This window comes from Bacteroides sp. MSB163 (assembly GCF_036416795.1).
Classification (GTDB): Bacteria; Bacteroidota; Bacteroidia; order Bacteroidales; family Bacteroidaceae; genus Bacteroides; species Bacteroides maternus.
Genome location: NZ_CP143867.1, coordinates 164,850 through 190,384 on the forward strand (window position 1 = coordinate 164,850; position 25,535 = coordinate 190,384).

Below are 25,535 nucleotides of genomic sequence, written 5' to 3' on the forward strand. Positions count from 1 at the left end.
AAGATACCATGAAAATAGCAAAGTATTTTTTATGCCTGGCTCTTTTGCTGGTCGCCATAAGTGCGGAAGCGCAGCAACTGCGGAAGGAAGCCTTTGATTTACTGAACCTGGATTATCCGGGTTTGGAGAAAGTAAAGGCTGCATGCGCCCAACAACAATGGGATAAAGCGGCTCAGGCTTTATTGGACTATTACCGCCAACGTACCGGCATAGGACATCCTGATATTAATCTGAAGAATATCAAAATATCAAAGGAAGAACAAAAATGGGCGGATGATGCCTTGGAACATACATTTTTTGTGCACAAAGGATATCAGCCTTCCTATAATTACGGTAAAGACATCAACTGGCAATATTGGCCGGTACAGGACAACGAGTTGCGCTGGCAGTTGCATCGCCATAAATGGTTCACCCCGATGGGAAAAGCATATAGAATCTCAGGGGATGAGAAATATGCCAAAGAATGGGCATACCAATATATGGACTGGATTAAGAAGAATCCTCTGACAAGCGTAGAGAAAGAAGAATACGAACTTGTCAGTGCAGGTGAAGTAAAAGGAAATGCTGAGAATGTACGCTTTGCATGGCGTCCGCTGGAAGTGAGCAATCGTTTGCAGGATCAGACACTGCAATTTCTATTGTTTATTCCCTCACAGGCTTTTACTCCGGAGTTCCTGACTGAGTTCCTTATTAATTACCATCGGCATGCCTTACACATTTTGGGCAATTACTCCGATCAGGGCAACCATTTGTTGTTCGAAGCACAGCGTATGGTGTATGCAGGCGTATTTTTCCCAGAATTTAAAGAGGCAACCGGATGGAGAGAAAGTGGGATAAGCATTTTGAACCGTGAAATAAAAAAGCAGGTTTACCCGGACGGCGGTCAATATGAACTGGACCCGCACTATCATTTGGCGGCAATCAATATCTTCTGCAAGGCCCTGCGTATGGCAGACGTCAATGGTTTCCGTCAGGAATTTCCTGCCGAATACGTGAATACAGTGAAAAATATGATTGAGTTCTACGCTAATATCTGTTTCCCGGATTACAGTAATCCTTGTTTCAGTGATGCAAAACTGGGAGACCGCCCGGCAGAAATCCGCAATTATCAAGACTGGCTCAAACTGTTTCCGGATTGTGACTGGATTCGTTATTATGCTACTGAAGGTCGTGAAGGTTCCCCCCTACCCAACCTTTCTCACGGAGCCCTGACTTCCGGCTTCTTTACTTTCAGAAACGGTTGGAAACAAGATGCTACTGTAATGGTGGTAAAGGCCGGTCCCAAAGGTGAATGGCACTGTCAACCGGATAACGGAACTTTTGAGCTTTGGTTCAATGGTCGGAATCTCTTTCCGGATAGCGGTTCATACGTCTATGCCGGTGATGATGAAGTGATGAAACTTCGCAACTGGTTCCGCCGGACAAGTTCACACAATACCCTGACACTGGATGAGAAGAACTTGCAGACTACACAATCCGTTACCAAACTTTGGCAACCCGAAGGTAATGAACAAATCCTGGTGACGGAGAATCCTCATTATGAGGGTTTGAAGCACAGACGTTCTGTCTTCTTTGTAGACCAATCTTATTTTGTCATTGTCGATGAGGCTGTGGGAGACGCAAAAGGAACAGTGAATCTGAATTATCATTTATGTGAAGGTACTGTGAATGTGGATGGAAAGAACCATATTCTGACCACCGCTTACGACGGACCGAGCAATATGAAACTACAATGCTTTGCCGAAAAGAAAGCTTCGATAAGAGAAAAAGAGGGATGGCGTTCAACTGCTTATCGCGTACGTGTACCCCGTACTTCAGTTGCTTTTGATGTGGACAAAAAGGATTCGGAAGCTGTACGCTACATAACCATTATCTATCCTTCGAAAAATGCAGCTTCTTTTCCTGCATTCAAGGCTAAATTCCTGAATAAGAAGTTTGATGAGAATGGAGTGAAAATAGAGATATCTGTTGATGGAAAGAAACGTCAATTGGAGTATAAACTATAAGAAGACTTTTATTATGAATCGCTTATCATACTTATTTTTACCTCTCACTGCCATCGGAGTCTCCGCTTGCAGCTCCAATAAGGCCAAAGAGGAGGTGAAACGTCCGAACATTATCTTTATGATGACAGACGACCATACTACGCAGGCTATGTCATGCTACGGCGGACGCCTCTTGCAAACTCCCAATATGGATCGGATTGCCAATGAAGGTATTCGTATGGACAATTGCTATGCGGTCAATGCTTTATCCGGCCCGTCAAGAGCTTGTATCTTGACGGGCAAATTCAGCCACATCAATGGATTCACTGATAATGCCAGTACTTTTGACGGCAATCAGCAGACCTTTCCCAAATTGCTACAGTCCGCAGGCTACCAAACTTCGATTATCGGTAAATGGCATCTGATCACCGAGCCTCAGGGATTTGATTATTGGTGCATCTTGACCGGACAACATGAACAAGGGGATTATTATAATCCCGATTTCAATGAGAACGGAAAGCAGATTGTAGAACAGGGCTATGCTACCGATATTATCACGGATAAGGCCATCGAGTATCTGGAACACAGAGACAAAAGCAAGCCTTTCTGCATGATGTACCATCAGAAAGCTCCGCATCGTAACTGGATGCCTGCCCCCCGCCACTTGGGTATGTTCAATAATACCGTTTTTCCTGAACCGGCTACACTCTTCGATACGTATGAAGGAAGAGGTTCCGCTGCCAGGGAACAAGATATGTCTATTGAACATACATTGACCAATGACTGGGATCTGAAATTACTGACTCGTGAAGAAATGCTGAAAGATACAACCAATCGCCTCTATCAGGTCTACAAACGCATGCCGGCTGATGTACAGGATAAGTGGGATTCAGTATATGCCCAGCGTATTGCCGAGTATCGCAGTGGTAAACTGGAAGGTAAAGAGTTGATCAGTTGGAAATACCAGCAATATATGCGGGATTACCTGGCAACAATTGTTGCTGTGGATGAAAATATAGGGCGGTTACTCAGTTATCTGGAAAAAATCGGTGAATTGGACAATACAATCATTATCTACACTTCGGATCAAGGTTTCTTCCTGGGCGAACATGGTTGGTTCGACAAACGCTTCATGTATGAGGAATGTCAGCGTATGCCGCTGGTCATCCGCTACCCAAAGGCTATCAAGAGTGGCAGTGTTTCGAATGCCATTGCCATGAATGTAGATTTTGCTCCCACTTTGCTGGATTTTGCCGGAGTAGACATACCCGCCGATATTCAAGGCCAGTCGCTCAAACCGATTTTGGATAACGAGGGAAAAGTACCGGCAGGTTGGAGAAAAGCCGCCTATTACCACTATTATGAGTATCCGGCGGAACATTCGGTTAAAAGACATTATGGTATTCGTACAGCTGATTTTAAACTGATTCACTTCTATAATGATGTGGACGAGTGGGAAATGTACGATTTGAAGAATGACCCGAATGAACTGAATAACGTGTTTGACAAACCGGAATATGCCGACAAACGGACAGAACTGATGTCACAGCTGAAAGAAACTCAAAAGCAGTATAAGGATGATGATCCGGATGAAAAGGTAAATGAGCTGTTCAAAGGTGACAGACGATTGATGAAAAATAGATAATCTAAATGAATACCATGGATAGAAGAAGTTTTTTAAAGAATACAAGCTGGTCCTTTCTCGGATTAGCAGTTTCCGGTAGTTTATTGTCCGCATGCCAGCGCGGAACTGCCGCAGGAAAGAAAATTATGCCCTCTGCCAGTAATCTGAAATATTTCTGGGGAGATCTACATAACCACTGTAACATAACCTACGGTCATGGCGACATGCGTTCTGCGTTCGAAGCCGCCAAGGGGCAATTGGATTTTGTATCTGTCACTCCACATGCTATGTGGCCTGACATACCCGGAGCAGATGATCCTCGTCTGAAGTGGGTAATTGATTATCATACCGGTGCTTTCAAGCGTTTGAGCGAGGGAGGCTATGAGAAATACGTAGCCATGACCAATGAGTACAATAAGGAAGGAGAATTTCTTGCCTTTGTAGGCTATGAGGCACACAGCATGGAACATGGAGATCATGTGGCCCTGAACTATGACTTGGATGCACCGTTGGTGGAATGTAACTCCATTGAAGACTGGAAACAAAAAGCCCGCGGACATAAAGTATTTATAACTCCGCATCACATGGGTTACCAGACGGGCTACCGCGGATATAACTGGAACTTCTTTACGGAAGGAGACCAGACTCCGTTCGTAGAGATGTATTCCCGCCATGGATTGGCAGAGAGCGATCAGGGCGATTATAATTATCTGCATGATATGGGACCTCGCCAATGGGAAGGTACAATTCAATGTGGATTGGAGCAAGGCAAGAAATTCGGTATTATGGGCTCGACAGACCAGCACGCCGGATATCCGGGCAGTTATGGTGATGGGCGTATAGGCATACTGGCAGAGTCATTGACCCGTGATAAGATCTGGGATGCCATGAAGAACCGTCATGTTTGTTGCGCTACCGGTGATAAGATCAATATAGATTTTCGTCTGAACGACGCTTTTCCGGGCGACGTGGTACGGGGTAACAGTCGCCGTATTTATTTGAATGTGGAAGGCGGCAGTTGTATCGATTACATAGACATTGTCAAGAATCGGAAATGCATAGCCCGTTTAAGTGGTCCGTTGTTGCCCGAAATGCCGGAAGGAGACATGGTACGTTGTAAGGTAAAGATTGAATTTGGATGGAATCGTGAAGAGCAGTATGTACATTGGCAAGGAAAACTATCTATCAGCAAAGGAACTATCAATGCTGTGGAACCTTGCTTCCGTGGCGCTGCCTTCACCTCTCCGCAACCGGGAGAACCCGAGTTTGAAACAAAGGTCAACCGTATTGTGTCTGTTACGGACAAGGATACGGAGTTGGATATGTACAGCTCCAAGAATCCGAACACCACCACTCCCGCCATGCAGGCCGTCATTCTGGATGTCACTATGCCTAAAGACGGTATGATTACAGCAGAGTTCAACGGCAAGAAGTTTGAACATTCACTGGGCGAACTTCTGGAAGGTTCCCGCTCCCATTTCATGATCGGATGGCTTAGTGAAGCTATTCTATTCAACCGTGCAATGCCGGAAAGTTGCTTTATGGTTGAACATTATATGGAAGACACTGAACCCGAAAGAGATACGGACTATTACTATATCAGAGTTCGCCAGCGTGACCAGCAATGGGCATGGAGTTCTCCTATATGGGTGGAAAGAACATAATGTTTCCTTATTTGATGTAATAAATTATGAAATACGCAATTGGCATTGATTTAGGTGGCACATCTATAAAATATGCTTTGGTAGATAAAGCGGGTAATTCTTTCTTTGAGGGAAAATTACCCTCTTTTGCTTCTGCTTCGGCTGCAAAAGTGATGGAACAGTTGATAAAGGCTACCACCTTACTGAAAGATGAAGCTGCAAAACAGAACTGGACCGTACTGGGCATAGGGCTCGGCACACCGGGAATTGTAGATGAAACAAACCGTATCGTACTGGGAGGTGCGGAAAATATTGTCGGCTGGGAAAATATAGATGTAGCCTCCCTTATGGAGAAACAGATGAATCTACCGGTAGTTGTTGGAAATGATGCCAACCTGATGGGACTGGGAGAAACGAAATATGGTGCAGGAAGAGGTTGTACTCATGTGGTGTTTCTGACTGTGGGAACCGGTATCGGCGGAGCTGTCATCATTGATGGTAAATTGTTCAATGGATATGCTAACCGGGGTACGGAGTTGGGACATGTACCGTTGATTGCCAACGGTGAACGTTGTGCCTGCGGGGCAATCGGTTGCCTGGAACATTATGCTTCGACTGCCGCCTTGACAAGACGTTTTAGCGCATTGGCGAAAGAGCAGAATCTGAGATTTGATACGGAAATAAACGGGGAATTGATTGTTCGCCTGTATCATGAAGATTTCCCGCTCGCTGTCGAGTGCATGAACGAACACTTTTACTATTTGGGCAGAGGAATTGCCGGCTTCGTCAATATCTTCAGTCCCCAACGGATTGTGATAGGAGGAGGTGTTGCAGAATCCGGCAGCTTCTATTTAGAGGAAATAAGGACGGTAGTCAAAAAGCACGTAATAGCAGACTGTGCCCTGAATACCAAGATTGTGGCTGCCGAATTGGGCAATAAAGCCGGTCTTATCGGTGCAGCATCACTAATTCTATAAACAAACGAATTATTATGAAAAATAATAAGAAATGGGGTATGCTGACATTGATAATGATGTTCTGGTTTACCATTTCATTCATTACAAACATTCTCGGGCCGTTAATTCCTGACATTATCCATAACTTTGAGCTGAAGGATTTGGCAATGGCGGGATTTATCCCGACTTCCTTCTTCCTGGCTTATGCCATTATGTCGATACCGGCAGGTATACTGATAGATAAATATGGAGAAAAGCCGGTGCTGTTTACCGGTTTCCTTATGCCATTTATCGGAACCGTCTTGTTTGCATGTTTCCCGTTTTATTTGATATTACTGGTGTCTTCCTTTATTATCGGCTTGGGAATGGCCATGTTGCAGACCGTAATTAACCCTTTGCAGCGTGTTGTCGGTGGAGAAGAGAACTACGCATTCATAGCCGAATTGGCACAGTTTGTGTTTGGAGTAGCATCGTTTATCAGTCCTTTGGTTTATACTTGGTTAATACATGCGCTTGCACCGGGAGTCTATCAGCCGGGAAAGAATTTCCTGCTCGATATTTTGGCGGACATCACTCCGGTCACTCTTCCCTGGGTTTCCCTTTATTGGGTATTCACAGTGTTATTGCTGATTATGCTGCTCGTTGTGTCATTGGTTCGCTTCCCGCGCATTGAACTGAAAGATGATGAACGCAGCGGTTCTTCGGCTTCCTACAAGAAATTGTTCCGTCAAAGATACGTATGGCTTTTCTTCTTGGGAATCTTTTGCTATGTCAGTACGGAACAGGGAGTTTCTATTTTCATGAGTACTTTTCTGGAACAATATCATGGTATTGATCCGAAGACCGTGGGTGCGCAAAGCATCAGTTATTTCTGGGGTTCAATGACTGTCGGATGTTTGTTTGGCATGTTCCTGCTCAAGTTGATAGACAGTAAGCGTTTGCTGCAAATATCGGGCATACTTTCCATGAGTTTGCTGTTAATCTCATTATTCGGCTCCGCGAAAATAGCGGTGTGGGCTTTTCCTGCAATAGGCTTTTGTATCTCCATGATGTACTCCATAGTGTTTTCACTTGCCCTGAATACAGTAACCCAGAATCACGGTTCTTTTGCAGGCATCCTTTGTTCCGGAATAGTGGGAGGTGCAGGTGGCCCGTTGCTCGTCAGCCTGGTATCCGACGCCACTTCGTTGCGAACAGGCATGCTGCTTATTTTGGTTTTCATGGGATACATTACGTTTATCGGCTTCTGGGCACACCCTTTGGTTAATAATAAGACAGTTAGCTTGAAAGAGCTGGTTACCTTCAAAAAACAAAAATAAGATTCTGAGATGAAAAAGATAATATTGGGCTTATCCGCCCTCTGCCTATTAATGGCATGCGGCAGTTCCGAGCAACCTGCCGTGATCAAGGTTTCCGAAGAAACATTGATGCATGAAGTCCGTGCAACTCCCTCTCCTGCCGATGGCACATACATCAAGGTGAATCCACCGCGTTTCATGTGGCCGGACAAATTCCCTCATTTAGGTCCGGTGCTGGATGGAGTTCCGGGACAAGTAGATGAAAAGCCCAAAGTAGTTTACCGGATTCGTATCTCCCAAGACAAGAATTTCCGGAAAGATGTCCTTACCGGTGAACGTGCCTGGGCTTTCTTCAACCCTTTCCAGTGCCTGGCACAAGGAAAATGGTATTGGCAGCATGCTTATGTTACCCCCGAAGGTACTGAAGAATGGTCGCCGGTTTACCAATTCTATATAGATAAAGATACACCGGAATTCAATCCGCCGACTTTGGAAAAAGTCTTGGCAGAATATCCTTCCCATCACCCGCGTGTGTTGCTGGATGCAGCTGACTGGGAAAAGATTATAGCGAAAAATAAAAATAATCCGGAAGCCCGGACTTATATGGACAAGGCTTCCCAATGCATTTCCCGTCCGTTGAAGCATCTTCAGGAAGAGATCGATACAACGAATGTAGTTACGTTGACCAACATAGTGCAACGTGAATCAGCCCTCATCCGCGAGAGCCGTAAGATTGTAGACAGAGAAGAAGCCAACGTGGAAGCATTGGTCCGTGCTTATTTGCTGACAAAAGACGAGAAGTATTATCGGGAAGGCATTAACCGCCTGAGTGAAATCCTTTCCTGGCAAAAAAGTAAATACTTTGCAGGCGACTTTAACCTGTCCACCCTATTGTCTATGAGCACATCCGCATATGACGGATTTTATAATTTACTGTCACCGGAAGAGAAACAACTGCTGTTGGATAACATCCGCAGAATTGGAGACAAGTTCTATAATGAATACGTGAACCATTTGGAGAACCGTATTGCAGACAACCATGTGTGGCAGATGACTTTCCGCATCCTGACGATGGCGGCATTCGCTACGGTCGGTGAAATACCGGAAGCGTCCGTATGGACAGATTACTGTTATAATGAATGGATTTCACGCCTTCCGGGTCTGCATAAGGATGGTGGCTGGCACAATGGAGATGCCTATTTCCATGTAAACATACGTACCTTGATAGAAGTGCCGGTCTTTTTTTCACGCATATCCGGCTTCAACTTCTTTGCAGATCCGTGGTATAACAACAATGCCTTATATGTTATCTATCAGCAACCTCCCTTCTCCAAATCCGGAGGTCATGGCAACTCACATGAAGGACAACGCAGTCCGAACGGAGGGCGCGTAGGATATGCCGATGCCCTGGCACGCGAATGTAACAATCCGTGGGCAGCTGCTTATGTACACGAAATTATGCAGGAAGACCCTGACATCCTGTCGAAGGCTTTCGAAGCCAAACCGGCAGATTTGACCTGGTATCGCTGCACAACCCCGAAGGAAAGGCCTGCTTATAGCAAACATCTGTCGGAACTACCGGAATCCAAAGTCTTCAAACAAGCAGGTACTGCCCTGATGAATACCGACATAGGGCATCATGCCAACAATGCCATGCTTTCTTTCCGAAGCAGCCCTTATGGTTCCACATCCCATGCCTTGGCCAATCAAAACGCTTTCAACACCTTCTTTGGGGGTAAGGCTATCTTTTATAGCAGCGGGCATCGTACCGGATTTACAGATGATCATTGTATGTATGCCTACCGGAATACCCGTGCCCATAACTCCATATTAGTAAACGGTATGGGTCAAAAGATAGGGACAGAAGGCTATGGTTGGATTCCCCGCTACTATGAAGGTGAAGAAATCTCTTACGTTGTAGGCGATGCCTCCAACGCCTATGGGAAAGTAGTTTCTCCGTTGTGGCTGGAACGCGGACGTTTGTCCGGCACTCAATTTACACCGGAGAAAGGTTGGGATGAAAATAAGCTGGAATTCTTCCGAAGACATATCGTTCAGCTCGGACGCTCGGGTTTGTTTGTTGTTTACGATGAACTGGCCGGCAAAGAGCCGGTAGAATGGAACTATCTGCTACATACGGTGGAACTGCCTATGAAGGTGGTCAAGGAAGAAGGAGGATTGCGCATCCTGGGTAAGAATAAAACGGATGGAGTATCGATAGCTCATTTATATTCTTCACAGGAGATGACTTATGCACAAACGGATACATTCTTTGTAGCCGCCCTTGACTGGAAAAAGCGTCTTGGCAAGGCTCTTCCTAATCATTATCATTTCACGGCAACGACAACTCCTTGCAATAAAGTGTTTTTTCTCAATATAATCGATGTACATGGAAACAACCGTATCGATGCCGTGATAAATCATCAGGGAAATCGCATTACAGTAGAAGGATGGGACATTGAATGTAATCTGGATAGTGAAGGTAAAGCGTTCCTGCACATAGAGAACAAGCAGAATGGCGCTTCACTGGACTTCAATTATAATTCGAATAAGGGTGCTACGACTATCGTCGATCAGGTAGGCGGAAAGAGAATAGAGAAAAGACTGGTTGATTCCTTACCGGAACCTGAAATATAAAACCGAATATTAAATCATGAAAGCTAATAATATGGTAAAACAAATTCCAATGAAGCATCTGGCATTTTTTTCTTTGCTATGCTCTTCTGCGGCTTCTGCGGCCGAACGTCCCAATATCATCTATATATTCACGGATCAACAGACAGCCAGCGCCATGAGTTGTGCCGGAAATCCGGACCTACACACTCCTAATCTCGACCGATTGGCAGCGGCTGGCATAATGTTCAATAATGCTTATTGCACTGCTCCGCTTAGTGGTCCTTCACGTGGAGCCATGTTTACGGGGCATTATCCAGATGCAGTAGGACTGTCAGTCAATGGTTCACCGATGCCCGACTCTCTCAGGACACAGACATTAGGCACCTTAATGAAGAAAGCCGGATATGATTGTGCTTATGGCGGTAAATGGCATCTTCCTCTTCTTGATGTCCCCGACAAAGAATACGGCTTCGACAACATTTACAAACATAGTGACGACGGACTGGCGGAAGCTTGCGCCGAATACCTCTCACGCAAACATAAAAAGCCGTTTTTTTTGGTAGCTTCTTATGACAATCCACACAATATCTGCGAATACGCGCGAAGCCAGAACTTCCCTTATGGAAATATCGATACGCCTGATATACGGGACTGCCCGGGAGTACCTGCCAATTTCGCCAAGAATCCTTACGATGCCGATGTCATTGAAAGCGAAAGAGCAAACAATTATAATGTATATCCGACTGCCGGTTTTACTCCCGAAGACTGGCGTATGTACCGTTATACCTATTATCGTTTGGTAGAAAAAGTAGATAAAGAAATCGGAAAAATTATTGATGCCATTGATAAGAACGATCTTTGGAAGAATACAGTAGTGATCTTCTCCAGTGACCACGGAGATGGTATAGGGGCTCACCATTGGAACCAGAAATCTGCTTTATATGAAGAAGTTATCAACATTCCTCTTATCGTAACCCTGCCCGGCAAGAAGAATGCAGGCAAAGTATTGCCTCAACTGATCAGTAACGGTATAGATTTCTTCGCTTCCGTATGCGACTGGGCAGGTGCCAAGATGCCTGAAGGGGTAGCCGGAAAGTCTTTCCGGAAAGTTGTGGAAGAAGGTAATCCACAGGTCTTACATCAAGAATACATCATCACCGAAACACGGTTTGACGGCAGCAAGACAAGAGGCTGGGTAGTACGCAGTGAACGTTATAAATATGTGCTTTATGATAAAGGAAGACATCGTGAACAACTGTTTGATATGCAGAATGACAGAGGGGAAATGAGAAATCTGGTTATGGAAAATGCATATAACCAGGAACTGCAAAAACTTCGTGATGTCCTTGAAAAGTGGATGAATACCTATAATATACGTCCAACCCGTCCGAAACTGCACGATGTTCCCGGAAAGAAACTCAAAAGTACAACCCGATATCAGACAGCTTATAAATAGATTAAGAAATGATAGCCCGCCTTATTATCTTTAAAGTGCGATAGGCGGCAATTAGTTGTACTAAATCCGCATACGTTTTAGCTAAAGTTTAGCTATATGTATGCGGGATTTAGTACAACTAATAGTTCCTCCACAAAAAACTTTTTCTTCCTATATAGTACTAAAAGAGTACGGTGTAGGATATTTTTCCTACACCCTTTCATACACCTTCCGAAACGCCCATCAACAAAGCGTTTGAGTCCCATTGGTGTAGGATGTAGGATGATTTCACAAAAAATAAATATTAAGGCACTGAATTCAACTTTTAAGTGCGACACGTCTTTTAGAGTATTTGCCAATCTCTTTCCTCTTCAAACAAAACACCGGCAAAAAGAAGAAAATACCGATAATAGACATCACCAATCCGCCAATAGTACCCGCAGCCAACGGAAACCAAAAAGCCTCCTTATCCGTCCCCACCATAAACGGAATGAAACCCAGAATGGTGGAAACCACTGTAAGAAAAATAGGCAGTATCTTTGCATTCCACGCCTTTGTATAGGCACGAAGCATGGAAAGCCGGGGGAAGCGACGGCGAATGCTATTGTACTCATTCAGAATATAAATGCTGGCATTTACCGTAATACCGCAAAGCAGCACAAACGAAGCAAAACCACCCTGATCAAAATTCAGGCGGAACCAATAGAATGTAAGGAACACTCCGATATAAGATACCGGAATGACAAAGATAATGGCCAAAGGCTGTTTCAGGGAATTAAACAGAATACTCGTTGTAAAGAAGATGATGGCAATCACAACCAGCAACAACAGGTATTGCTGGTTATCTTTCTTACCCCATGACCACGATTGGCTATCCGATTCAGCAGTATACCCCATCGGAAGCAATTTATTAAACTCTTCCAAGTCCCGCTTCTGTATTTTATTGCCTTGCTCGTACGAGCCGATATACTCATATTGCAGACAAAGACGATATTGCTGATTCTCTTTGGCTATCTGTTGCGGCATCTGCCCCTTCTCTACCGTAGCCAATTCGGAAAGTTTATAATGCTTTCCACCATCCACACCGTAAGGAAAGAACTGCATGGCCCATACATCATAGTCGTGAGACTGCCGGGAAGAAAGTCGGATACTTTCCGTACCGCTTTCCGTCACTACCGAACCTACCTGCATATTCTTCCCGAATATCGGCTGGATAGCGGAGAACAAGTGCTGGGCATTAATCCCCTCCTGAGCCATACGCTCCTTATTCAGATTGAAGTAAAACTCTTGATAATCATCTTTCCACCAGGAAAATTCCGACTTGATAAACACTTCCTTGATGCGACGGTGCGAAAGCAATACCTCCTTCAGCTTTTCAGCCCATGCATAGAGTTCATCATAATTGTAGCCATACATCTTGATGCGATAAGAACCTGCGCTCTCACGAACATCATTACTGAAGCCCTGATCTTGCAAGCCATATACATCCCAACTACCACCTCCTAACTCAGATACTTTACCAATCAGATTCGCCTTTAACGTATAAGGGAAACCACTATGCTGATACTCTTTCTTGAAATAAATCTGAAGATTAGCCCTGCGTGCATTATAGACAGAAGCATGGAACTGCTTAATCTCCTTGAAGCCGCTAAGATAAGTTTCCACACGTTTCACCAGCGTATTCATCTGTTCCAGCGTACTTCCATTCGGTAAGTTCGCATTCGCATAGAGCACCACTTCTTCGTTGCGACTAAAATAACTGCCTTCGTACACTTTCTGCACAAACAAACGAAGACTACCACCTAAAGCCTTATCCACCACAGATTTCACTTTCTCTTTATAAGTAGAAGAGCCCAACGTCTTGTTATACCGTTCTATCCATTTGCCTTCACCCTCCAACTTCTCAGGAAGAAGGAAAACGGGCAGCCCGAAACCAAGCAGGAGCAAAATGCACACCGCCACCCTCCAACGCAGAAGAAAGCGGATGAGCAACTGATAGAAATGCGTGAAGTAAACAGTCAGCCTGCGAATACGTATATGACTCCGCACCCAGCGTTTCACGCTCTTTCTCTTGACAAGCTTTATTCTATCAATCATGGCCGGAACAAAAAAGAGAGCCACGAAAAGAGATACCGCCAGATTAATAATCACCACAGCTGCGAAGTCTTGCAGGTTCAGGCGGATTTTCTCATCCAGAAAGAAGATAATAACCAAAGCCCCCATTGTGGTCAAGGTAGCCGCCAACACGGACATAAATGCTTTCAGATTACGCCTGTGCAAGATGTGATCCGTCATCACAATGGTACTGTCTATCACAAGATTCAAGGACACAGTAATCCCTGCCAATGAATACAGTTGCATCTCAAGCCCGAAAAGATAATAGAAAATAACCGCCACGGAAATGTTGATAGCCAGGCTGGTAACGATCAGCAACAGATATTTCAGATTCAGCGTAATAATCCAGACGAATACCAGCAGGATCAGTACCGTCAGCCCCGTGCGGAAATAAATTTTATTCAGTTCCTCACGAATATACTCCGTAGCATCATAGCTAGTATGCACCTCGTAACCGGGCGGCAAAGTCAGACGTATTGCTTCCATTTCCCGCATCACTTCATTGCTCAATTGCAATTGATTAGCAGTCTCTATGGCCGTGACAGACATATAAATAGAATTCAGACCATTGATACGGTAATAGCTTTGGGGGGCTTCTTCCATACGCGCTACAGTCACTAACTCGTCCAAGCGGATAATTTTGCCGTCCGAAGCAGTCACCGTGATGTCCGAAGGAATAAATTGCCCACTGACTCCATCCGGTATCAAGACCAGACGTATCCACTGCTTACCACCGGCCGTATCCATGTTATGCGTTCCCAGAAACTCTTTATTATAATGTAACTGGATGGCCCGTTGGATATCAGAAATGCTGATTCCCAGTGTCCGCAATTGTTCACTGTCGTATTCCAACCGCCATTCCATCGGAGTGGCGCCACTTAAATCTATTTTATAAATGCCTTGCAACTTAGCCAGACGCGGCTTGATATGCTCTTCTGCATACTGCTGTATCAGTATAGGCGTGGACGGTGCGTTCAGTGTGAACGATAAGAACGGACGGGCCGTATTCTCATCGGGCACCTTCATATCGATATACGGATAACTGACTCCGGAAGGCAGTTGTGACCATGTCTGCCGGATAATAGTAGAAGCCTCAAAACGTACCGCATCTACATCAGCGTGTTTATCCAGATCTACCGTAATAGAGCCGTAACCATTGCCTGAAGTAGAGTACATTCCCTTTACCCCCTTGATGCGAGCCAGCATGGACTCCAGTTTACTTGTCGCCTCCATCTCTACCACCCGCGACGAAGTGCCCGGCATGCTAAAGCGCACCGTAAAGCCCGGTAATGTGCGCGACGGGTTCAGCTTGACCGGAAGCATCGGAACCAAGGCCAAACCCACCAGTGCCAGACAAACAAAGGTGACGATGAGGGTAAAAGATGAAAGGCTTTTCATTTTAGTTGAGAATTGAGAGTTATTAGTGACTATAATCGAATTTCTCAGAAAGAGAGAAACCGCTGGCAAAATCGTGCAGAGTTAGCTTGCGGATTTTATAATAGTTCAGCCAATAGTTTTTCAGGGCTGAGATATAGTTGCGCTGGGCTTCTTGCTGACGGTTCAATGACAAGGTAAGGCTACTGATATCCGCCTTACCGATGATGAAGCGTTGGCGGGTTTCATTGTATGCCAGGATGGAAAGATCGAGGGCTTCCTCGGCACTTGTCACCAAGTCTTGCTGGACATTGAAATCACTTACGGTCATAATGACTTCTTCTTCAATGCTAATTTCGTTTTGACGGGAAGAGGTCTTTACTACATTCAGATTGTTACGGGCCATATTATATTTACCCTTACGCACTCCCCAATCCACTAAAGGAATGGAGACGCTGACAGATACCATTTCCTGCTGCATAGGCCGGTTGTAGGCTTCGCCAAATTTCTCCGCCACCTGGTTGAAACCGACACTGGCGTTGATACTGGCGTTGAAGCGGGATTCTTTCTTGGTTTTGTCTACATTCCGTTCTGCTTCCAATATGTCCTGGCGTAATCCAAGGAAGTTCGGGTTGTTGGAACGGGCGGCATCCAAGGCAGCATCTACAGGAATATTCAGTTCTCCGGGACGACTGGGAAGAAGAAGCCGTATTTCTGTATTCTTTTCCAGATTGAGGAAAGAAGCCAGCGAGAACATGGCACGTTTCAATGAACTTTCAGCATTCTGCAAAGTGTTACGGGCATTCACCACGTCCAGCTTCAGCGTCAGAAGATCAGCACGACTGATAGAGGCTATCTTCAGACGTTGCATACCAATACGATAAAGCGTATCGGAAGAAGCGACATTCTCTTTTGCCAAGTCGTACTCAGCCTGCGCCATGGCAAGTGCAAAGAAATAAGTAGTGGCTTGTTCGGATACCTGCTCAGCATTGTAGATATATTCCTTCTTTACTTTCTCGTATTTCAGCGGTTCAATCTTTCGCTCCCAGCGAAAAGGATTATAACCTACCAGACTTTGCGAATAACCTAAACGAACAGGGACACTGGTATACTGCGTGTAGGAATTGGAACCGAAACTACGCATATAACCCAACTCGGTATCCAGGTAGAAAGTACCACCCGTCAAGTCAAAGTTTTGCCTGACAGCCAGATTGCCATAGGCATAGAAAGACTGTTGGCTACGGTAAATATCCAAATCCTGTTCGGAGTCATAACGCTTCGTAATGTCACGGTTATACTGTGCAGGAGTCATATTCAGTGTCAGGCTCGGCAAGCGATTTGCCTTATAGGTGCGATATTCCCAATAGCCTGAAAGATACATATTTTTAGTACGGAAAGCTTCCAGCGAACTGTCGTTCGCCATCTTAATCGTCTGCTGCAAATCCAGCGTTACCTGCTGTTGCTGTGCGACGGACGGAAGCGCCTGTGAAAGTCCTAAAAGAATAATTAAACCAAGTTTCTTCATTATATCAAACTTTTAAATATTAAGTATGAGGTATGAAGTATGAAGTATAACCATACGGCATGATAACGCAGCCTTATACTTAATACTTAATACTTCATATTTCTTTCTTTATAAATAAACCAATATATCAACGGAATGATGAACAGACTAACCAATGTACCGATGAACATAGCTCCAATCATGGCAATGGAAAGAGGTTTCTGCAATTCCGAACCCATATCGAAAGAGAACAATAACGGTACCATGGCAAAAATGGTAGTAAGCGAAGTCATGATGATGGGACGCAACCTGCGCCTTCCCGCCTCATGGATAGCTTCCAAAAGCGGCATCCCCGTCTTACGCAATTCATTGATCGCATCCAGTTTCAGGATGGAGTCGTTGATGATGATACCACACGTAACGATCAGACCGATGGCAGACATCAGATTCAGCGTATGCCCGCATATCCATAACAGTACCAAGGCAAAAGCTACGTCTATCGGTATCTCCAACAACACTATAAGCGGTTGCACAAAACTCTCGAACTGTGCCGCCAGAATGAAGTACATCAACAGAATGGAAATAAACAGAATAACCACCAGTTCATCCAGCATCTTCCGGTTAGAGAAGAAACTTCCTGAAAAAGCGGTATCCCAATCGCCGGTAGCATCCACCACTTCCTTCACTTGCTCCATAAGCGGTTCCGCCTCTTTTACTTCATAAAAACGGAACGGAACATATTCTCCGTTACGTCCTGCGGTAATCGCTTTCAGATCTTCCGCCGGTGCCACTGATACCAGCTCACGCAAAGGCAGATATTCAACACCATATTGATCCGCCCGTGTCGGAACGAGTGTTTCCTGTAAGATGCTGTTAACAGTTTGTTCCTCTCCCACAATGCTGATAGGCAGATATTGCTGGTAAGAATGAAGAGTGGCTATGCTGTTTTCTTTAAAAGCAGTTTTCAGTATGCGATACAACTCGTCATACGAAACATTATAAAGTAGCAATTTTTCTTTATTGATACAGATATTCAGCTGATTTTCAAATGCAATACCCGTGGGAGCATATCTTGTGCGGGTAGCAAACTCAGCTTCCAGATTACGTAATTCATCCGCTGTCGGTACTTTTTCTTTGTTGCGGGAATAGAGTTCAGCCACAACATCGGCTTCTCCCGTCACAAACAGTTTCTCAAATACCGTCTCGGGTGGCGAAAAAGAAATTACGGCCAACGGATACTCCGCTTTGAGGGTACGGTAAACCTTTTCCTGCAAAGGGACTATCTCAGAGGGATTCTTTGTCTTGAAATAAAGTTCTGCTTCCGAAGAAGAAAGAGCCTGCTCCCGATTCAGGAGATAGTCTTGTTGCCCGACGGCGGCAGTCTGTTCGATAGTCTCTGTCTTAAACAACTCAAATAAATTGTCTACTCTGCGACGATTTTCGTCCACATGGATATTCTCATTCCATTCCACACGGGCTATCAGCTCATTCTGATCTATTTCCGGCATACGCTCTTTTCCTATGAAATAGAACATGAATACACACAATGGCACGGAAACTATGCAGAACAATACGCTTGCCGTTTTATGAGCAAAAACAAAGTCTACTCCGGCATCATAAAAACGATCGAGTGTATGATCCTTTATAGGATTATTGATTCGAATACGCGAGAACCATGATTTGCGCAGCCCCGTCCGGTAAACCAGCATATAGAGCACCGGCAGCAACATGATGCCCGTGAAGTAAGAAACCATCAACCCAACGGTTACCGAGAAAGCCTGATCGTAGAAAATGGCTCCGGCAATACCACTCATAAAGATCAGTGGTACAAACACCGCAATGGTAGTCAATGAAGAGCTGAGCATCGGAGTGACCACCTCACTGGTACCCGCAATACAGGCACGTTTCAGCGAGTATCCCCTTTCCCGATATTGAGAAATATTTTCAGTTACGATGATGGAACTGTCGATCATCATACCCAGTGCAAGAATCAATCCGGACAGGGATATGATGTTCAGTGACATCTTGAACAGATAGAAAAAGAGAAAACAGATCACAATGGAAACCACCATACTCAGTCCGATGATGAAAGGAGATTTGACATCCCCCAGAAAGAGTACGGCTACGATACAGATAAAAAGAAAGCCCAACGAAAGGTTTTGTTGCAAGTTGGAGATAGTATAATCCAAAAGCTCTGTCTGGTTTCGGCTAACGCTGAATTCAATGTCAGGATATACGCTTTGAAAATAATTCATGGTGCCGCCAATAGCTTGCTTCATATCATCCATATTCTCGTCCGCTTGCTTGATAATGGCCAATGTCACCGCCCGTTTACCATTGCTCATGGATACACCTTTTTCCCTGACGGGAACAATACCTATCCGGCAGAACTCTTCCAGACGGATGATACGTCCGTTTTTATTAATAAGAATATTCTTCACATCCTCTTCCGTACGCAACAGAGTGGAGAACTTGATATTGTATTCATAATATCCATCACGTACGGTCATGCTGCCCGGTTCCACATTATTTTGGGCAAGAGCTGATTCTACATCCTGTATGGAAAGTCCCAGTACGGCAAGCTTATTTTCATCGGGAACAATCTGCAACTGGCGCTCCACCAATCCTGTGATATCCACCATAGCTACCTCTGTCAGCTGCTCGATACGCCGTTTGATAACGCTTTCGGCAAATTCACACAAGTCGAGAAAAGCACGTTCGTCCGTTTGTCCGTAAGCACTGTCATTCTTCAGGGTGAGGCTGAGATAGAATACCGGAATATCAGTAGCACTTGCTTTTACCACTTTAGGACGGTCCGTATCCTTAGGCAGGTAATTCATGGCGGCGTCAATCTTCTCATTCACCTCGATAAAAGCAAGATCCGTATTGGTGCCGAAGTCGAAATTCAGTCGGATAAGGCCTGCACCATCATGAGCTTCGCTATCCATATCTTTCAGACGAGCCACCTGGATAAGCTGTTGGCGCAACGGTTTCACCACAGTATTCTCCAACTCACGCGCAGAAGTATTCTGTGCCGAAATTTGTACTGTAATCTCCGGGATGGCAATATCCGGCAGCAAAGATACCGGCAACGTGAAATACGTCACCATACCGACAATAAAACATGCGGTAAACGCCATCAATACGGCAATGGGCCGCTGTATCAAGAACTTAACCACCCCTTTTATTTTTTATTTTCAATAACTTTCACCGGTGCCTCATGAGCCAGGTTTACATTGCCTGTCACAATCACCACATCTCCTTCTTGTACTTCATCTTCCACAATGGTGTATTCATCGGAATTTTCCAGTACGGTCTGCACGTAGTTCCATTTCGCTTTATTATCTTTCAGTGTAAAAATCACCTGCTTACCGGAACGCAATACCACGGAACTCTTCGGAACAACCAGCTGTTCACCCAGCGAACGATGTACATTAACCCGTATGTTCATGCCATTAAAGAGCTTGCCCTGTCCGTTGACAACGGCTTTCACTTTCACCATGCCTTTATCGTCCACCAGCGGATTGATTTCGGAGATACGTCCTTCGTATTTGGCAGAAGGATCCGCATAAGGGGTAACAACCACTTTGTCGCCACCTTTGATTAGGGGGAGTTCACTCTCCAATACAGTAAAGTCAGCTTCCATGCCCTGTGAACCGATAATTGTACAGAAAGCGTCTGAACTGCTGGGAGCATTATAGGGTTTGGAAAAGAGATTAGCCACCACTCCGTCAAAAGGAGCAACCAGAGTGGCATGTTCTTCTTCGTATTTAGCCAGTTCATATTGAGAAAGGGTCTGATCATAGCCGCTTTTCACCCGTGCCAGTTGCATGATATCATCGGGCACATTGGCAGTATCATCCGCTGCATACCCCTGCCCTATCAATACATCCTGCAATTCCAACTTAGCTTTCTCCAAAGCATCCTTGGACTGTGCGGTCTTATTCTTTAAACGGAATTTATCCAGCTCTGCCAGCTTTTGTCCTTTGTGCACCCAGTCACCGTTCTTCACATAAATCTGCGCTACGATACCCGAACTTTCAAAACGCAAATCTGCCATTCCTCCGGCCACTATCTTGCCATTACTCACCAACTCGTGATTGAATATCTGCCGTTTCAAAGGCAACACGGTCACTTCATTCTTCTCATCCGGCAATACGGTAGCTACTCCTTCATCGGCGGCCTCTTCTTTTTTCGCACCGGAACATGCTGCCAACGCAAATAGTGCCAGACAGATCAAAAACCGGTAGTTCTGTGTCTTTATCATTTTATATTAGTTTTTCCGTTTACACTTAGTGTATGCAAAAATAGTCGTTTTCCCTTTACGAACCGCCATATATATATGGACAAAACAAGACAGGTTACAAACCATTAATTTTCTAATTATCAAATAAGTATATTCTTGCCCATCCCCAAACAGGTGGACAAGAACATACCTCCTTCCTTATTTAGGGACTGTAATAATCACTACCGGATTAGAATCATCCGTCAATTCTTTCAGTGCCGAAAGTTTTTCATTTTCTGCCGCTTCAGGATTTTCTTCCAACCAAGTCATCACTTCTCCGGCATCAATAATCATTCCATATTCTCCCTGTGCGCTGCATGCCTTGGGACGGAAAGCCATAAAGCCGGTCAGGTCATCTTTTATACCTTCCTTTTCGGCATACATCTGGGTAGTATTTGCCTTCCGGTCGTAGATTCCGTTAAACGTTTCCGGTTCATCTGTATACAGTCCCCGGATACACTGAAAGAAAACAGTATGATCCGTCTCAAAGATACATCCCACCAACAAGCGTTTTTCGTTATCTTTGGATTCGGTACGTGCCTCGGCGCCCCAATGCCATTTACCGGTGGAGAACGCAATATAAGGTGTCAATTCATTCCCTTCCACTGTATAAATGGTATCATTGAAATTCTCTTTATAACGTATCTTATTATCACTTTTCCACAGGAAAGGAATACCCGCTACACTTGCCGAGGCATCTCCACTTTTGAATGTAGTCAGAATAATACCTGCATTTCCCTGCCTTTTGACGCTGATACTGTTTATGTCATCTACTCCTCTATTAGGCAAAACCGGAAGTAGGCTGGGCACCGTATCTATCTGTTCTCCCGCTTCATTAAATAACAACAAAGCACGCCCGTTATCACCTACAATATTACCGTAACGGCCTATTATCACGGAGTCTGTAAAGCAGAAATCACTTGGTGATTCAGGCGGAGTAGGTATCGTTACACTGCCACGATAATTACCTCGCAGATCATATTTCTGTAATTTGCCGGGCCGGCGCATAAAATAAAGCAGACCGTTTACATCGTTATAAGTAGGCGCCGCAGTTGAATAAGCTTCCGGATCATCACCCAAATGTCCTACTTTGCTTAAAAACTTACCGCTCTCTTTATCAAAGACAAAACAAGTTTGACGTGAAAAAACAACAATCTCTTTATCCAGCAACAGAATATTCGGGCTTCCACCTACCAGACACGAATCGGTTGTTTCCAATGGAACATAGCGTACATCGCTTCCTAATTCCGAAAGTTTCAATTCAACAGGCTTTTCCATAGCTCCCGCCACATCAATAGAACATAGTTCACCGTCAGTCGACGATTGCGGAGTACCGGTACAAGCCGACACCAGGCAAACCAGACCTACTGCATACAACCATTCTTTTTTCATAACTTCTTGTGTGTTTTTAGATTTAACATTCATAACATCTCCGCAAATAAACTAATATTTTTAGTTATAAAACTATATTTCATCGTTAAAGAAGTAAAAAGGGGTATTTAAAACGTGACTTTATATAATAGAAAGCTACCCATCATTCAATTCTTCGAAACATTCTATTCCAACTAATCCTATTCGTCACTTCATCTTTCGAGAACCAAATCATCTGTCCTACACCCAAAATAAAATCATCTGGTAATATCCCCCAACCACGTGAATCATACGAATGGTTAAAATTGTCACCACGCATAAAATAATACTTATGATTGAAACGAAAGCTTTCCAGCAAAGAGTCCTCCAAATAGACTTGCCCCATTTTCAAGCTCATCTTTTTCCCCGTTTCATATTCTATACATTTATAATAATGTTCATAATTGCACGAATCAATATGTAGTACATCTCCAATCTTAGGTAAATACACCTCTCGCACACCTGTAGCTTCGCACCATCTGCAAGTGTCACCTGGAACTCCTACACAACGTTTACAATAAAATGTATTCATACTGATTATCATCTTTTCTTTATCTTCAGCATAAGGAAAATTAAAAACAACTACATCATTCCTCTGTACTTCACGTTGTCCCTTCAATCTATGCACTAGCCGCCTTCCTGAATCCGAATTCATTATTCTACGCCCTGGTATTTGCATAGAAACAATAATATAATCTCCTCCCAATAAAGTTGGCGCCATAGAATACGTAGGAATGAAACAAGATACAATCCAGTAAAACCTAATAAATAGATAAACTTGAAATATAACAAATAAGCTTAAAGCCATATACATCAATTTCTTTCCTATTCGCTTCATTTCCCGTACTTCCATTGCAGACAATAATTACTCAATAAGGTTATTTTTATTAATTAGATAAATTCAATCCATGTTCTTTTAAAACCACTTTCACTTCCCCTCTCATCTCTTCAATGGCTTTTGAATAAACTTTCGGACGTTTAGTTAATACGATTTTTGCCATTTGTTTCAGTTTATCCGGTTGATAAAATTCGGGCTGCGCATAAAGCAGAAACAGCCGATAATATGAATAAATTCTATTAGGTAACAGATAAATAGCATCATAATAATATTTCTCTGCCTGTTCATACTTTTTTTGTTGTTGGCTATTACCCCCCAAAGCATTATAGCACTGATAATTACATCTCAGCAACATAGAGCGTCTTAATAAATCATTCGATTCAAGATATTTTTTCTGTTGAGATAAGCACAAACCATATTCATATACGAAATCGGCATTATGCTTCAAATCAGGATAGAGCATAGCATATCCCTTCTCCGCAATTTCCAATGCATCGGTTGACCTTAGATAACGGCATTTGTCCAACTTTTCTATCACACCTTTGGGTGCATCCTGCAAAAAGAGCAAAAAGATAGAAGCAGCTACCAAAAATACCAAAACACAGTGCCCATATACATTATTCCCAACGCCAATAGTCCTTTTAGTGCTTAAGCTTGCCACTATAATAACTGCAACAACACAAAAGGCCGGATATTGGAAAGGATAAGAAGAAAATGCGAATATCAATAATGAAATAAGCCCGCCACATAATCCATAATCTCGCCTCTTAATTCCACCACTCAGCGCATATGCCACAATCACCACAACCCCGAATAGCAAAAGACATCCTCCTTCTACCAGAATCTGCAAATACTCGTTGAAAGCATATTCAGGATTTCCCGCTACTCTTTCTTCTGTTGCCGTGTATTTGCCCGAACGAAATCTATCAGTCTGTTCTTGGGCATAAGCAACCGGAAACATACAACTTCCGTACCCGAAAACCGGCTTTTTCCATATAGCACAAGCCGTATTTTCCCAAATAAACAAACGCCCACATGCAGAATCTTTTTTCAGATTAAACATTAGATAACTTCCTGCTGCTATTCCAACAACACCCACTACAAGACAAAGAACAGACAACTTTCTTTTCAAATACCAATACTTTATCCAATTATTTTGCCAAAATAGAACAATAACAGAAGAGACTATTGCTCCAATCCATGCCGATCTGCTCATCCCGGCAGGCAGTATGCACAACAAGACTGCTAAAAAGAATAATGCAACATATCGCTTCATGCATTTAGTTGATAGAAACAGATAAAGAGATACGGGTACCATTATAGCGATGTAGCCGGAATAAGGACCCGGATTAAAAAAAGAACCTGTTATATCAAATTTGCTATGATTTGACTCACAGAAACCATACAATTGCAGGATTCCCCATACTGACTGAATTATACCAGTACTCAACAATACCCAAGAAATTTTCTCCACAGAAATGAGATTGCATTCAAGCAGCATCCTGATTGAAAACCAAAGGATACAGAGCTCTCCAAAAAGGAAAAGCTTCCAGTTTGCCAATTGGAGATCAAAATCATATCTTAAAAGCCAATAGCCCAATAAGATAATAACTAACAAGTCGGCAACAACAAACTGAAAGCATTTTTTCCTTCTAATAAAGAATTTCAGGAAACTTAATACTACTGTCAGACAAAGAATAGCCCAAGATAAAGGATATATGAAGAAAGATAAATCGTGAGTTGAGAATGATATAAATGTAGTGTTTATCACTCCCAATAACAGTAGACTTATCCCTATTGAACATATCATTTTCCCAATGGACAATATCTTTATTTGTCGAAATACTTTTTCCATATAATTCGGTAATATAAATCAGAGAGATCAGGTAATTCTTTCATTGGAATAAATAAATCTTTCATTCGCAGATCTTCTCCAATTACAAAAAAGAAAGGTACATTTTCTTTTTCCAAAATATTATGAAACACTGTATCTTCTGTCAAATAAACAGGAAGACTTAGCGACAAGCTATTTACCAATGCTTGTAATTCTCTACGATTAGAGTTATCTGCTATTATAATTAGTTTATCCTTCGCTAGCTTCCCCATTAGTTTCCTAACAGACGAAAAACTATGTTGAATGCATGAGCTGCAATTGGTTGATGAAAATTTAAAAACAACCTTATCCTCTCCATTCAACAAAGCGGACAATTTGATAGCGTTTCTATCTTTGTCTAACAATGTCATATCTGGCAACTGGCATTCCGAATATACATAATGCATCTTCATATTTCCAGATAACAATGTAAGCATTTGCTTTTGGACTTCCAGGGTCTCAGATTGTTTCGCTATTTGAACATCCTTATGCATAGCATCACGTATAGAGTAAATGAGTCCTACGCTCAATAATCCTATCAATATTACTAAAAGAAATGTTGCTCTTTTCATTGTAAAT

Annotated in this window: 15 protein-coding genes; 7 read left to right on the forward strand and 8 right to left on the reverse strand. The window is 43.5% G+C overall.

Going from position 1 to position 25,535, the window contains the following annotated elements:
* Positions 1-8 precede the first annotated feature (8 nt).
* Genes hepC through VYM24_RS00520 form a run of 7 tightly spaced genes read left to right on the forward strand, consistent with a single transcriptional unit; the run spans position 9 to position 11,578 of the window.
* Entirely contained in the window at positions 9-2,006 is a 1,998-nt protein-coding gene (gene hepC, locus VYM24_RS00490) for a heparin-sulfate lyase HepC (RefSeq protein WP_299088106.1), read from the forward strand.
* Positions 2,007-2,019: 13 nt separating this feature from the next.
* Positions 2,020-3,630: a sulfatase family protein gene (locus tag VYM24_RS00495; RefSeq protein WP_299088108.1), complete on the forward strand. Its 1,611-nt coding sequence runs from the start codon at positions 2,020-2,022 to the stop codon at positions 3,628-3,630.
* A 14-nt stretch (positions 3,631-3,644) separates the two neighbouring features.
* Entirely contained in the window at positions 3,645-5,273 is a 1,629-nt protein-coding gene (locus tag VYM24_RS00500) for a Tat pathway signal sequence (RefSeq protein ID WP_291548762.1), read from the forward strand.
* A gap of 26 nt (positions 5,274-5,299) precedes the next feature.
* Entirely contained in the window at positions 5,300-6,229 is a 930-nt protein-coding gene (locus VYM24_RS00505; protein WP_299088111.1) for an ROK family protein, read from the forward strand.
* Between the two features lie 14 nt (positions 6,230-6,243).
* Positions 6,244-7,527, forward strand: a complete 1,284-nt coding sequence (locus VYM24_RS00510; protein ID WP_299088113.1) for a sugar MFS transporter — start codon at positions 6,244-6,246, stop codon at positions 7,525-7,527.
* Positions 7,528-7,536: 9 nt separating this feature from the next.
* Positions 7,537-10,143 carry a DUF4962 domain-containing protein gene (locus tag VYM24_RS00515; protein ID WP_425286621.1) on the forward strand — a complete coding sequence of 869 codons (2,607 nt, stop codon included), beginning with the start codon at positions 7,537-7,539 and terminating at the stop codon, positions 10,141-10,143.
* Between the two features lie 16 nt (positions 10,144-10,159).
* Entirely contained in the window at positions 10,160-11,578 is a 1,419-nt protein-coding gene (locus VYM24_RS00520) for a sulfatase family protein (RefSeq protein WP_330941208.1), read from the forward strand.
* A gap of 297 nt (positions 11,579-11,875) precedes the next feature.
* Here VYM24_RS00520 and VYM24_RS00525 read toward each other — a convergent pair whose 3' ends face one another.
* From VYM24_RS00525 to VYM24_RS00560, 8 genes are all read right to left on the reverse strand, one after another.
* Complete coding sequence (locus VYM24_RS00525; RefSeq protein WP_299088116.1) at positions 11,876-15,070, reverse strand: efflux RND transporter permease subunit; 3,195 nt, start codon at positions 15,068-15,070, stop codon at positions 11,876-11,878.
* Positions 15,071-15,092: 22 nt separating this feature from the next.
* Positions 15,093-16,571: a TolC family protein gene (locus VYM24_RS00530; protein ID WP_299088118.1), complete on the reverse strand. Its 1,479-nt coding sequence runs from the start codon at positions 16,569-16,571 to the stop codon at positions 15,093-15,095.
* A gap of 86 nt (positions 16,572-16,657) precedes the next feature.
* Entirely contained in the window at positions 16,658-19,729 is a 3,072-nt protein-coding gene (locus VYM24_RS00535; protein ID WP_330941209.1) for an efflux RND transporter permease subunit, read from the reverse strand.
* Positions 19,730-19,734: 5 nt separating this feature from the next.
* Positions 19,735-20,817, reverse strand: coding sequence for an efflux RND transporter periplasmic adaptor subunit (locus VYM24_RS00540; protein WP_299088122.1), 1,083 nt, complete (start codon positions 20,815-20,817; stop codon positions 19,735-19,737).
* Positions 20,818-20,994: 177 nt separating this feature from the next.
* A complete protein-coding gene (locus tag VYM24_RS00545; RefSeq protein ID WP_299088127.1) occupies positions 20,995-22,227 on the reverse strand; it encodes a DUF4934 domain-containing protein in 1,233 nt (410 codons plus the stop codon).
* A 142-nt stretch (positions 22,228-22,369) separates the two neighbouring features.
* Positions 22,370-23,098 (reverse strand): signal peptidase I, encoded by a 729-nt coding sequence (gene lepB / locus VYM24_RS00550; RefSeq protein WP_330941210.1) that lies wholly within the window; start codon positions 23,096-23,098, stop codon positions 22,370-22,372.
* 34 nt (positions 23,099-23,132) lie between these two features.
* On the reverse strand, positions 23,133-24,938 hold the full coding sequence (locus VYM24_RS00555) for an O-antigen ligase family protein (protein WP_330941211.1): 1,806 nt from the start codon (positions 24,936-24,938) through the stop codon (positions 23,133-23,135).
* Positions 24,914-25,528, reverse strand: coding sequence for a peroxiredoxin family protein (locus VYM24_RS00560; protein WP_224320545.1), 615 nt, complete (start codon positions 25,526-25,528; stop codon positions 24,914-24,916). Before VYM24_RS00560 ends, VYM24_RS00555 begins: the two co-directional genes overlap by 25 nt.
* Between the last annotated feature and the right edge of the window lie 7 nt (positions 25,529-25,535).

Bases quoted from the DNA above. Each gene is read 5' to 3' on its own strand.
- hepC (WP_299088106.1), top strand. From the start codon at position 9: ATGAAAATAGCAAAGTATTTTTTATGCCTGGCTCTTTTGCTGGTCGCC.
- VYM24_RS00495 (WP_299088108.1), top strand. From the start codon at position 2,020: ATGAATCGCTTATCATACTTATTTTTACCTCTCACTGCCATCGGAGTC.
- VYM24_RS00500 (WP_291548762.1), top strand. From the start codon at position 3,645: ATGGATAGAAGAAGTTTTTTAAAGAATACAAGCTGGTCCTTTCTCGGA.
- VYM24_RS00505 (WP_299088111.1), top strand. From the start codon at position 5,300: ATGAAATACGCAATTGGCATTGATTTAGGTGGCACATCTATAAAATAT.
- VYM24_RS00510 (WP_299088113.1), top strand. From the start codon at position 6,244: ATGAAAAATAATAAGAAATGGGGTATGCTGACATTGATAATGATGTTC.
- VYM24_RS00515 (WP_425286621.1), top strand. From the start codon at position 7,537: ATGAAAAAGATAATATTGGGCTTATCCGCCCTCTGCCTATTAATGGCA.
- VYM24_RS00520 (WP_330941208.1), top strand. From the start codon at position 10,160: ATGAAAGCTAATAATATGGTAAAACAAATTCCAATGAAGCATCTGGCA.
- VYM24_RS00525 (WP_299088116.1), bottom strand. From the start codon at position 15,070: ATGAAAAGCCTTTCATCTTTTACCCTCATCGTCACCTTTGTTTGTCTG.
- VYM24_RS00530 (WP_299088118.1), bottom strand. From the start codon at position 16,571: ATGAAGAAACTTGGTTTAATTATTCTTTTAGGACTTTCACAGGCGCTT.
- VYM24_RS00540 (WP_299088122.1), bottom strand. From the start codon at position 20,817: ATGATAAAGACACAGAACTACCGGTTTTTGATCTGTCTGGCACTATTT.
- VYM24_RS00545 (WP_299088127.1), bottom strand. From the start codon at position 22,227: ATGAAAAAAGAATGGTTGTATGCAGTAGGTCTGGTTTGCCTGGTGTCG.
- lepB (WP_330941210.1), bottom strand. From the start codon at position 23,098: ATGGAAGTACGGGAAATGAAGCGAATAGGAAAGAAATTGATGTATATG.
- VYM24_RS00555 (WP_330941211.1), bottom strand. From the start codon at position 24,938: ATGGAAAAAGTATTTCGACAAATAAAGATATTGTCCATTGGGAAAATG.
- VYM24_RS00560 (WP_224320545.1), bottom strand. From the start codon at position 25,528: ATGAAAAGAGCAACATTTCTTTTAGTAATATTGATAGGATTATTGAGC.